Source organism: Streptomyces sp. NBC_00237 (assembly GCF_026342435.1).
GTDB lineage: Bacteria > Actinomycetota > Actinomycetes > Streptomycetales > Streptomycetaceae > Streptomyces.
This window is the reverse complement of sequence record NZ_JAPEMT010000001.1, coordinates 1,897,519-1,909,390: the sequence shown is the minus strand read 5'-3', so window position 1 is coordinate 1,909,390 and position 11,872 is coordinate 1,897,519. Positions and strand designations below refer to the sequence as shown.

8 protein-coding genes are annotated in these 11,872 nt (G+C 58.2%); 2 read left to right on the top strand and 6 right to left on the bottom strand.

Going from position 1 to position 11,872, the window contains the following annotated elements; all coding sequences use genetic code 11:
* Positions 1-184 precede the first annotated feature (184 nt).
* From OG897_RS08420 to OG897_RS08395, 6 genes are all read right to left on the bottom strand, one after another.
* Complete coding sequence (locus OG897_RS08420; RefSeq protein WP_266654382.1) at positions 185-421, bottom strand: hypothetical protein; 237 nt, start codon at positions 419-421, stop codon at positions 185-187.
* A 1,137-nt stretch (positions 422-1,558) separates the two neighbouring features.
* Positions 1,559-2,302 (bottom strand): hypothetical protein, encoded by a 744-nt coding sequence (locus OG897_RS08415; RefSeq protein WP_266654380.1) that lies wholly within the window; start codon positions 2,300-2,302, stop codon positions 1,559-1,561.
* Between the two features lie 370 nt (positions 2,303-2,672).
* Positions 2,673-2,981: a hypothetical protein gene (locus OG897_RS08410; protein ID WP_266654378.1), complete on the bottom strand. Its 309-nt coding sequence runs from the start codon at positions 2,979-2,981 to the stop codon at positions 2,673-2,675.
* A 321-nt stretch (positions 2,982-3,302) separates the two neighbouring features.
* Positions 3,303-3,581: a hypothetical protein gene (locus OG897_RS08405; RefSeq protein WP_266654376.1), complete on the bottom strand. Its 279-nt coding sequence runs from the start codon at positions 3,579-3,581 to the stop codon at positions 3,303-3,305.
* Positions 3,582-3,667: 86 nt separating this feature from the next.
* Positions 3,668-3,880: a hypothetical protein gene (locus OG897_RS08400; RefSeq protein WP_266654374.1), complete on the bottom strand. Its 213-nt coding sequence runs from the start codon at positions 3,878-3,880 to the stop codon at positions 3,668-3,670.
* 978 nt (positions 3,881-4,858) lie between these two features.
* Positions 4,859-5,140: a hypothetical protein gene (locus OG897_RS08395; protein WP_266654372.1), complete on the bottom strand. Its 282-nt coding sequence runs from the start codon at positions 5,138-5,140 to the stop codon at positions 4,859-4,861.
* A gap of 5,652 nt (positions 5,141-10,792) precedes the next feature.
* Between OG897_RS08395 and OG897_RS08390 the strand changes: the two genes are divergently transcribed.
* Together OG897_RS08390 and OG897_RS08385 are read left to right on the top strand one after the other, a co-directional pair.
* Positions 10,793-11,653, top strand: a complete 861-nt coding sequence (locus tag OG897_RS08390; RefSeq protein WP_266654370.1) for a helix-turn-helix transcriptional regulator — start codon at positions 10,793-10,795, stop codon at positions 11,651-11,653.
* The gene (locus tag OG897_RS08385) at positions 11,650-11,856 is read left to right on the top strand and encodes a DUF397 domain-containing protein (RefSeq protein ID WP_266654368.1); all 207 of its coding nucleotides are present in this window, start codon (positions 11,650-11,652) and stop codon (positions 11,854-11,856) included. The genes OG897_RS08390 and OG897_RS08385 overlap by 4 nt, the downstream gene beginning before the upstream one ends.
* Positions 11,857-11,872 lie beyond the last annotated feature (16 nt).

Genomic DNA, 11,872 nt, shown 5'->3' with positions numbered 1-11,872 from the left:
TTTCTCATATCCGAGCAAGCGGGCAACCCTGTCCGCCTGAGCCTGGAGTATATCCCTGTATTCCTGCTTCTGTTCCTCCGTCCAGTTTTCCCAGTCAGGCCACACAGAGTTTGCGGACTCTTCCCAGTATCCAATGCGAGTTGCAACCGCGTGCATCATCTCCTCTTGGGCCTTCTTCTTCAGCTCAGTTCGTGTCGGCTTCTTCGGCACACTGCTCACGCTCCACATTCCACGTCATCAGTTCGTTTCCCTGTACGGTCCACGTAGGTTCGGCAGACCAGTCAATACCCCAGCCTCCCCCTTCTCCGATCCCCCACTTCTCAGGGTAGAGGCGGTGGAGCGGAATGAAGTTGTCAGCCTTCACTTCCTCCAGATTCGTAACCAGACCTTCCCACGCGTACACAGTGGAGGATCCAGTCATTCGCTCCCTCGGTTCTCCTCTGAGCTGAAGACGCATTCCGTGATTGATCACGACGTCTCCGACTTGGAGACTCGATGTGTCTACTTGGATCGATTGACGCTCTGTGTCAGACACTGGTCCCTCGCTTCTGAGTTATGTGGAATGCCGTACTTGCCTCACTCACGAACCCCTTCCAGACCCTCCAGGGGTCGGCGTAGATCTGGGCCATAGGTACGAGGGACCGATAGACCAGCCGCAGGGCGGCTCTCCGCTCAGGGCCTGTCGTCAGACAGGCAGCAGCTCCAGCGCGGACACATATGTCTGTCACGTCCTGGTGGTGCTGGAGGACTCGGCTCATGCTGCCTCCCTCTCGACTGGCCACAGGCCATAGCTGTACTGCTGGACACGTGTCCCCGTTCTCCACTGGACACCGAAAACCACGCCCTCAGGTGTCCAGGCGTGATGCTGCACCGCAGCTACCCACCCCGCCTCACCAGGGCGGCTCCAGTGGCCCACCAGGTCACCGACTTCATACGTCTCGGACAACGGTCCTCCTCCTGGTCCTCCGCTTCAGCGGCTGGATACGGACTCCATACGGTGAGAACGCGCCGAAGGGCGGGTGCACTGCCCCCGACTTGCGCGCGTGCTGGAGTGCACGCCCGTAGCTCCTCGGCCACGAGGGGAGAGGGTGAGGGCCAAAGTCCCCGTGTTGCCTCCGGCGGAGCGTTTCCCTCTTTGCCCGCACACCCTTGGTATCGGGCCACACCATCAGATGGTGTTGGATCTTCTGTACCGGATCACGGGGCCTCATTTACGGGCCCCCGCAAACTTCTCTGTTGTCCAGTCCCATGAACCGTTGGCCAACCCCAGGGCCACTCTGACGATGTAGTCCAAGTAGGCATCCTCCGGAGTCTCCGGAGGAAACGGGGGAAAGTCCCTAACTACGGTTCTGCGGAACCACCAAGCGGGTATCCGCGTAACCCGAACGTCCGATCTGTCCGGAGTCCATTCGACTTCTATCCGTGTCTTACTCAGCGACTGAAAGCCAACCGCTATATGCGTGTACTCAGTCATTCGCTCTCCCTCTCTGCTAGGTCACGAGAAAAGGGCACGGCCTAGAAGTGCCAGCCGTGCCCCAATCCCGCTACCCAGTAGCCTCTACTCCTGTACGAGGATGGCCACTGCTCTCCCTCCCGTGGCTAGATACGTGGCCCCCCCATTGCAGTTGAATCGCATCATTGTCGGATCATCTGGGATGGGAACTTTATCGATTGACTCAACCCGAAACGCATTTCCCTTCCCGAATACTGCCAGGCTCCCCACCTTTACGGACCCAGGGTCAACAATTCGCAGGCGGTAGCCTGTCCAGTCATCTCCCCAGACAACCGGGACGGACAGGTACGCGCCCCGCCTTACGGAAGCCATGGCTGGAGACAGACGCTCTCCGACTATCGCTGAATCTTCGGGGGAAATGCTGCGGTAGTCCGCTTCCCAGAGGTGCACAGGAACACGCTTCTCCTTGGGCATGACGTGCCTTGAGTGCGGATCGCACAACAAGATCCCCTGCAAGCGTTCGCCTGCCTCTCCCTCTCCATTGTCAGTGACGTAAACCGCCCGTTCTGGGCAGTGCCCAAGTACCGGACTTATGAACACCTCACAAAGGTGCCCCTTTGGAGTTATCCGCTCAAGGGCCATCTGTGCATCCCTAAGCGTGTCAGCCACATAAGCCCACTCGTGTCCCTCCAGCACGAAATCCCAGTAATAGACGTACCACTTTTCCCCCTCCCAAACGTCGTTCTCGTCCGCCTGAGTTCTTACGACGTAGCCCCGGTAGTCAGGTTCGTACTGCTTACCTAAGTACCAAGTTCCGTCGTTACTGCCAGGCACCCATTTGATGTCCACGCGCTTACCTCTCTCAGGCTCTAGGCCGTTCCTAGAAGCCCGATACCAGGGGCAGAGGTGATCAACGGGCACACGTGCCTGACCTTCCACTGTCTCTGATATCGGTCCGCTAGTTCCTAGCCCTGCCTTTGCCTATCGCGCTTCCTGCGCATTGCAAGCAGTCGTTCTTTGAGAGAACCGAGGGCAACCACCTTGAAAGTCTCATCACCGTACAGATTGGCGTTTGCGGACACCTCCTCAATCGCTTTGAGGGTGTGTTTACCGCATGCATAGACAGAGCCTGATCCGTCCGAGGAGTACGTAACTCTGACTACCGCCGAAAGCAGGCAGGGAAACTTGCCCCGTACCTTGATCCCACAAGGAGCCCATGTCACGGCGACACCTCACGAACGATGCGGAGAAACTTTGACTGCGAAACCCGCCACTCAGATGCCCCGCAGTCGGGATTCCAGAAGGCTATTATTCGCGTCAACTCCACGTCTCCGCATGGGTGAGGCTTTAGGAACGTCCTACCTACCGCCAAAATGGTTGCGTATCCCAAGCGGTTGAAGGAGTAGAACACTTCATCACCCGCTTTCAGATCCTGGGGCAATACCCCCTCCCGTTCCACCTCAAAGCGCTTGCCGTTGTCTGCTGTAAGTACACGCGTGGCCGGAGCCACGTAGCTAGCGAATCCCATTGCAGTCTCCCTCTTCCCTTACCGCTCCTCATGAGCAGATATGGCAAAGGCACGTAGCCCAACTCCCGCTACGTGCCCCACCAAAGCCGTTCACTCAAGCCGCTAATGCCACTGCCAATCGCTCCCACACAGGGGACCAAAGAGCCCTGAGAGGCTCTTGTAGGGCCCTGTACGGGGTTACGTAGTCCTCGGAGTGTTCGCGCTCCTGTAGGCCCGCAAGCGTCCTCACATCTACGTACTCACCGCGCACGGCCGTAACGATTCCGGCGGACAGGGAAAGGTCCGGGCGGACTACCGCCACACGATCCCCCACTTGGTACATCAGAGTTCCTCGTCCCCGAGAATGAGTTCCCGAACAATCTCCATTACCTCTGTGTGATCTTTGGCAGTCCCTGTATGCAGGTCCGGCCCCTTAGCAACAACGTCCCACTGAGTTCGGAGAGGGGTACCCCTGTGTCTGAGAACCAAGTATTCCCAGAATCCTTCATACCTTCGTCCTAAGGTCCCGCCCCCAACCTTTGCAACTCTGATCAGAAATTCTTCCCCTCTCTTCTCTGCTTCCCCTTGCCAGTAGGTTGCATCGAAATCTTCCTGCCGCATTCCCTAACCCCTTCCCTAGCTACCGCTGGACGCAGTAGGTAAAAGGACGCTCGGAGAAGCCCGAGCATCCGATACCTAATACGGCTCTACTTCGGAGGCTCTAGAACCCATCCCTCTGCGTTGACGCAGAGGTTCCCGTCAGAATCCTCATTGACGCCCGAGCCATCCTCATAAAGCGTCAAAGAACATTCCTCCACTTGAGTCCTCGTACCGTCGCCGTAGGACTTCCCCACAATGAACGCCAGTACCACGGCGACTACTGCCAGGAGGGTGCCTACAGAAATCCAGGTCTTACGCATGCTGAAGCTCCTTTGGATTGGTGCGCTCACAGGCAATGTCAGACTCTGTGTCTATGCGGTACCGCACTCCCACACGGAATGCAGGGGATTCGGTATGGATTACGCCTATGCGCACATAGGTGCCGAGAGAGTCACTACCGAATCCCAGTACCCTGCCCACGACTAACCGCCCGCTACGGGGGCGGTAGTAGATGAGCCCCTCTAGCCCCTGACTGTCCACACCTAAACCCCAGCGTCATAGTTGCGGGATGCATCATTTCCGTCGCTGTCTACCGCCTGAATGGATATCCCGTGAGGGTTCATCACTCCGCACCGAAAGTTGCCCCTTCCGGGCGTCTCTTCCTCCCCATCTGTTTCACAGATTCCCGCGCATTCCTTACGCGCCTTCTCTGCGGAACGCTCCGCTACCTCTAACTTTCTGTGCGGTCCGGAGACCATGTCTCCGCCCTCGTTCCACACGTAATAGGTGTAGGACACTCTCCACTCCCCCCTTTGCCGGTTACCGACTAACCGGACATGGCAAAGGCACGTAGCCTCACTCCTGCTACGCGCCTCACCAAAGCCAGTCATCCAGCTATCGACGCTCGCTCACAAGGCGAGCCACGCACTCCCCGTAGGGGTCCCGCATACCCGTAAACTCCCGTTGCTCGTAACACTCCGAGTAGGGGTCTAACCTCTCCCTCTCAGCCCTGTCTCCGCTATCCCAGCTAGCACCGATCCACAAGCCGACGAGTGCCATTACCAGGAGAACAAAGAGCTTCCATACAAGCTTGAATCCGTCATCATCCATTCGTCTGCCCACCATCCTGCTTGTACGGCCGGAACTTCATTCCGGCCGTCGGACCCCGCATAGCGCAATCAGCGCACCAGTCAGAAGTCATGTCGTACCTATTAACCAGCACAATGGTGGCGTCATTTGCGCAGGGATCGTCCTTAGGGGGAGGCCATCCCATGCACTTACCCTTTTCCCACACGGACTTAGCCCTTTCCCTCGTACAGGTAGACATCACCCTCCACGTACTGAATGGCGGTACCGTCCGGCGCACGCATTGCGTAGTGGTGGTCCGCCTTAGACCAGATGACTTCCCACCCAGCCTTTTCCAGCGCATCCCACACGGTTTCGTCACCTCCGGAACCAGGGAAGAAGGCACCCGTAACGCTCTGCTCGTTCTTCAGAATGGCCATCACGTCACTAGCGGACTTGGCCTCCTCCAACTCCTTAAGCAGGAGCTCAACCCACTTCCAAAACCCATCTAGCATTGCCGTTCCTTCCCCTGTACCCCTACGACTTTCGTAATGGGTAAGCCAACGCACGGCCCCTGAAGGCCGTGCGCTCGATACCCCTACGCTCAGACAGGAGTGACCCTGAAATTGGTGCCGCGCACATTCCCATAGCCTGTCTGGAAGACAGATGCCTTACAGCGCATCACTTCACCTGTCAGCCCCACATTGCTCCCCAAGGTACTTACTAAGGCGATTGCATGGGCCCACCCTGTAGCGGGGTGAGAACGCATTTCCCTGCCATTACAGACACTCACAACAAAGTGAGTGTGATACCGGTATTCCCTCTGAAACGAGTAGTCATTGAGCTTGATAGTTCCTCGTGCCCGTACTGCTGTGGTCATAGGGCGTACCTCCTCTGCATACGGCCCCGTGGGGCCCTTTCAGTGCCATTCCGACACTTCCCCCGGTACACGTGCTGTCAGGTACGTAGGGACTGATTCAGTAGACCGGTGAGTATCAGTCACCGTGCCTCTCATCTGTCCGGCCGTAGCCATGTTGAGCACGTGTGCCGTAGGAAACGTTGAAGTGCTTTCTGAGGTTCACGCCTACGCCTTAAGTCCTGCGTAGTGGGAGCCCCTTGTTAGGGGCGCATTCACCTCACACCTGCTGTACTGCCATTGGCAGTCATCGCAAGGGTTCTGTCTTGAGGGACATGGCTTTTGGGAGCGCCGGTAGACCAGCCTCTAAGGGCCTGCCATCCATCTACCGCACGCCTCAGGCATTGGCTCCTGAGATACCCCCTCAGATCAGCTCTTAGGGCGGCTCCCACCCGCTCCCGGATGAGTTGGCTGTGCCCCTACGTACAGGGCACAGATTCTCTTTGGCGTCCACTGTTGAGTTCTCAAGGAACGAACGGGCGCTTTGTACTGACCCCCCATCTATGGAGAGGGGCTTTCCTCCGGCCGCTTACTTCTGTGCTGTGCCCCCTCCGCGCTGTGTTGCTGTGCGGTTGGTGCGTCATCAGTAAGCAACCACGGCACATGTTTTGGCAACCTCCCCTTTCCGCTAGCCGAGAAGGAAGCGCGCACGCGAGGGGTTGAATAACACCAGGTCAAAGGGCATGGCGGTCATGTACTTGCACATCTCAAGTACAACATGTTCTGGCAACTTCGTTATCTCGTCGTTATATTCGAATCAGACAAGTCGGCATGTAAGTGCTAAATGGGCAATGCATGTATGCCTTATGCAGGTATGGCATTCGCCCTATATGCGCTGAGAGGCAAGCGGGATCAGTGCTCTCACCGGGTGCTCGATAGGTAGGAGTGCACCCCTCAAGGGGGTGAGTGATGAACAGTTGTCATCACAACTCCTCCACATGTGTGTGAATGTCTGTTCCTCATACAGAGGTGGGGGTAATGAATAGCGTTATGTCAGATAGGTACCGCAGGAGGCCCTCCCTTCCACTGTGTACGGGTATTGAAGTTTCACAAGGGGGCAAGCTCACAGGTGCCTTTTTGAGGCCCTGTGAGTCTTTACGGGCACCCTGGGGCAGCAAAAGAGCCCCCGAGGGCCTCTAATGGGCCTTCAAGGGCTCTGGCTAGGACTTACCTTTGATGCGTACAGAGAAGAACCGCTGACGCTTGCGGCAGCGTCGACACTGGGCCTGATACCCACGGTGGCCGCTGACTTGGGCATCGAAATCGTGCCAGGAAAGGAACTTCCCGCAGCCTAAACAGACACGTCCTCGATCATTGGAAACAGGCTTGCCAGCCATCAGAGTTCCATTTCAGTGATCCCAGTCACACAGGTGTCACGTAGGGCCCAATAGGGCACCTACATTATTAGTAAGGGGTTGGGTATATACCCAACCCAAGAGACTCTCTAGACCTGTAGGCAGCCCCCTAGAGGCTGCCCACTGGTATCTACTACGTCTCTCCTGTTGGCCCCTCCGAGGGGGCCTCAGACCTCAAGCCCTGGCCCTCCTTACCGATATCAATAAGAAATCTTCGGGTTTCCTGGGATGCCCCCAAGGCGTCAAGCAGCAAGGCAAGATTCTGGCTCTTCCGGTATGCCTGTACGAAGGCCCTGTATTGGGCCTCGTCGAATACCGTTTCATGGCGGAGAGGGATAGACAGAAGTTCGGGGCTGTGGCCCTGGCGGTGGCCAAGGAAGAGACCACACCCATCTCCCTCCTCATCCATGTGAGGGCAATCCTTCCTCAGGATTGCCTGAAAGGGCACTCTTGCCTTCCCCCAAGGGAACCAATATTCCCGCCCCGGATCCCCTGCGTATTTTCTTCCTGCAAGGGCCCAGTGCATCCCCTTGGAGGGATGCTCTCCTAGGGCACATCGAACAAACCCTTCTACCCATTTCCCGGGAACAGAGTTGGAGACCCTGAAGTACTGGGGAGGTACGACGACGAAGGAATCACATTGCTCTCTCATGCCTCTGACTCACTCTTTACCTTAGCTGCGTCCCTGCTCCGGCACGTTGGGCAGTAGAGCGAGAGGCTCTCTTGCCAACCGCAGTGGGAGTTAGGGCATTGCCGTCCCCGGAATGTGATGCCCTCCTCGTACAACTCACGTCGAACAAGGACCTGAACGTCACACTTGGGGCAGATCTCCTCAGGCGAAAACATCTCCCTGGGATAGAAAACCTGGTGCTTCTCGTACTCCTCGCATACAAAATGGTGCCCAGCGGCACAGTTGGTGCAACAAATGCCCTTCCTTGCTGGGGTAGTCCACCGGCCGCAGTCGCGGCACGGTACAACTTCTACTCCGTTGACACTGTGCCAAGGCCCTTGGGGATTTGCTGGCAGTCTTGGCATCAGGACTCCGATCGAGGCTCTTGCCGAGGGGTGTCGTAAGGCGGTTTTTTCGGTGGGTTGTCCATGCTCCTCATCCGTCTCCGGAGCTGCTCCGATCTCGATGAGTCTTGTTCCTCGGTGGCCCAGATAAGTTCCTCGTCCTTCATCGGGGCTGCCCTTTTCAGAGTGTCTCTCAGTTCCCTGTTGACCCAGATTCCGTATAGGCAGCGTTCTTGCATGGCGATGCTCCTCAAAACGGCCTGACCCCCTGTTTTTTGGCAATGGAAAACCCCGACCCCCGCCCCTCGGGGGGAGGGAGGAGGCCGGGGCAGTTCAGTTGGCTCTAATCGGTTTGAGCTTTTGCCTTCTTCGATCCCTTGCAGACGGGACACTGTCCCGTGGAGATCAATTTTCCCCCGCCGTAGGCCGGAGTCTCGGTGCGTAGAGTCCCGGTACCTCGACAATCAGGGCATGGATCAACGGTCTCGAAGTCCTGCGCGAGTTCGTAGTTCGACCTTGCTTCCAGGAATTCCAATTTTGCCGCACAGGCGGCGCACAAGGCCGCATAGTGGCCCAAGCTATTTGCTGGGCGAGGGCCTCCACATACGCACCTAGGTACCATTGCGGGCCTTTCCTCTTCCTTAGATGGCGCTTTGCGCCCCGCACGTGTTGCAGCAGATGTGAGGGGGGCCGCCCGGAACTGGGTGGCTGATGTACGTATCGGTAGACCCGCACCCAGGGCACTGGGGACCCATCTGGGGGCGGACCCTGGGATCAACTGTGGGTTCGACTATGGGTTCAACTGCGGATTCGATCATGACGGACATTGCATCTCCGATGCTAGTTGGGAAGAGTGACCGACGAAGGTGTTTAGGCGGATCCCGTTGTTACGCCCAGTACCCAGCCCGTAGACAGGCCAAGGAAGAGGATCACTGCCGCTCCCCAAAAGCTCTCGAAGATCAGTTCTCGGGTTCGACCTAGTAATCGCACGGAAACTCCCCTTCTGTAGGTGGATTTTGGAGCCCCCCCCCCTGAGGGGTCGGGGCGCTTTGGGCCTAGCGGCTACGTCGTAGGCGGCCCAGGAGCCGCCTCAGCCGCCCTTCGGGGGCTCCGCCTACGGAGTAGGCGTATACCGGTTCCCGTGCTCGGGGATCATCGCCAGTCAGGACGATGGTCCCCGGCTTCTTCTTTCTCCTCATCACAGGCATTCCTTCTTCGATACGACCTTGATCCTTTGGTCAGTTGTCTTTATGACCTGAGGAGCATCATCCTTGAGCCCCTGAACCTCTGACGTGTGCCTTAGGCGGTATGCCCCAGCTACGCACGGGGCTTCCAACCGCATTTTCTTGGGGCGGTTGGCTCCAGGGGCCTTGTCAAAGTTCTTCTCTTCTACAGCCTTCCACGTACCGGAAGGTGATCGTTTATCCATAGTGACTCGTACTCTGTGCACTAGAGGCGACTTGATGCACGTAGAAGTCACTTCACCGACCAACTTCTGTTGGTCCACGAACACGCCTGTTGTGTAGAACGTGCAGTCGTGCCCCTTGGGTGCTCCGTCGACCCTGGGAGGGGGCAAGTCCCCACCGCCGTTGTTGTTCTTGGCACCACAGCCACCCTCAACGCCGGTCACCAAGACTACAGCGGCCACAGCCGCCGCTAAGACTCCGATCTTTCTCACTGGACTACCCCCACTACTAGGTGTGTTGTCCGTTGGAGTCCCCGCCCCTCTGCTGGGAGTCAGGGGACTCGACCAACGGAGGGGCGGGGGTGCCCCGCCCTTACCGGGCACTGAAGCCGATCAACTTCAGTAGTAGGGCGGGGGATCTGCATCCTGTCCCCGCGCTTGGGGAGTGTGGGGTACCTGCCCTGGGGGGCGGAAACACACAGCGGGGGACAGGAAGTCTTGAAGCGCCTCTAGGCGCTATGGGCCGCCACAGGGCGGCATCCGGGCATGGGACGCTGCATGAGATAGCTCTGGGGGTGGCCTGACCGCCCCCTGATCGTCAGCCAGGGAACGGCTCGTGGAGAAGCACGGTTGACACGAAGGATCTTCACCCAACGAGGGCCCATCTGTACCCAGTCGCCCTCGCGAACGTCTGTCCGCTCCATGAGTGACACTTCCGCCCCTTCGGGGGGCAAGTAGGGCGTGTGGTCTGCATTCTCGGGATCGAGGTCAAGTACGGCGAAGCCAGGGAGGTTTGGGTTCACCCACTCCTCAATGCCGGTTTCGCTCTCGATTCGGATGAGGGTGGGTCCCCCCTCCGTGGCTCGCCACAGGAGTTCCGTGCCCTCTCGTGCAAGCACGTCGCCAATCTTCATCTCTCTCCTTCAGTCACCTGCGTGTCACTGCAACTACTAGGGCTCCCAGGATCATGAGAACGGGGATGGCCTTCGCCAGTAGCGTTTTCATGTCTGCCGTTCCGGGTGGCGATGGGGGCACCCCTTCACTCGGCACTCAGGCGGGGTGTTCTCCTGAGGGATGCTGATGACCCCCTCGGGTCTCCGTCTGCCTCCGTACGCAGTCCACCAGTCGCCGAAGGTGGGGGGCTTCTTCAGGCTGATCATTCATCCCCTCCGCACTGCGCAGTTGCATGCCGGTACACCGGCCCCTCAGTTTCATCGGTCCTCCGGGCTACGTCGTACTCGCCGAAGTACGCGTTGCACGCAACACACTTGGTGCCCTTGGGGGCGTAAGTGGCGTAGTCGCACTGAGGTTTGATGCTCGCTCGCAAGACCCTGCACCGCCAACGAATGTGGGGATTTCCTCTTGACAGCTCCACTTTGGGCCACCAAGGACTACGCTCGCTAGGTGTTCAGTGCTCAACCTGCGGTTTGTGCAGATCTGCATATGCCAAGGCTCCTGACCAGCAAGAAGACACGTTATGCCACTAGTGCTCAAGCATCTGATCGGGGCGTTCATGGAGATTGAACAAGCTGGCGAAGAGGCGCAGTTGACGCCACGAGAAAGGTTCGGAAGTGAGTTGGTCTCTGATCGAACGAATCTCGATCTCTCTCAAGCAGTAGTCGCCAAGGAAGTTCGGACGTCCCGGGCAACGATCAGTCGCCTTGAACAGGGCACAGGAACCATCCCTCAGGAACTCCCGTCGCGCCTGGACAAGTTCTTTGGTACTGACGGAAAATACAAGCGGTTACACGAAGAGACTCTCTCGCTCAGCTTTCCCGCGCTGTACCGACGTCGCATGGCCCTGGAGAAAAAGGCCATTGAGGTACGCGAGTGGTCTCCGACTGTCATTCCCGGCCTTGTTCAGACGGGACGGTACGCCCTGGCCGTCTTACGTGCTGGTGATCCTCGCGCCAGCGAACGGGAGATCAGTGCCAAGGTTGGAAGTCGCCTGGCTCGGCAGGACGTGCTTAGGAGCGTTGAGCCTCCCGAGCTGTCTGTGATCCTTTGCGAGAGCGTCATCAGGCGCGTCATTGGGTCGCCTGACGTAATGCGGGAGCAGCTCAGTGCGCTTTTGGACCATGGGGGACGCCCCACCACTCGTGTTCAGATCCTGCCGCTGGATGCCCCGCCGCACCTACTCATCGAGTACGCAACCAGCCTCATTACAGGCCCAAATCACGCGACAGTGGTTGCAGTTGAGACGTATCGTACGGCCGGAATCATTGAAGACCCGGGGTACGTGCACAAGGCTGTTGCCGCTTACGCTGGCATTGCTGGTGAGGCACTCTCCGCAGGGGACAGTGCCGATCTGATCAGAGAGCAGATGGAGAGACTGTGAACGCGAAGCCCGCCGCCCCGCTTTGGGTGAAGTCCAGCTATAGCGGCCCTGAGGGCGGCAACTGCCTGGAGTGGGCTCCCGAAGCTATCCGTGGGGGCCTGGTCCCCATCCGTGACAGCAAGGTCCCCGCAGGGCCAACCCTCAACGTCTCTGACGCTGGCTGGGGCGTCTTCGTCGACGCCCTGAAGACTGGCAGCCTCTGAGGCTGCTGAGGCCCTC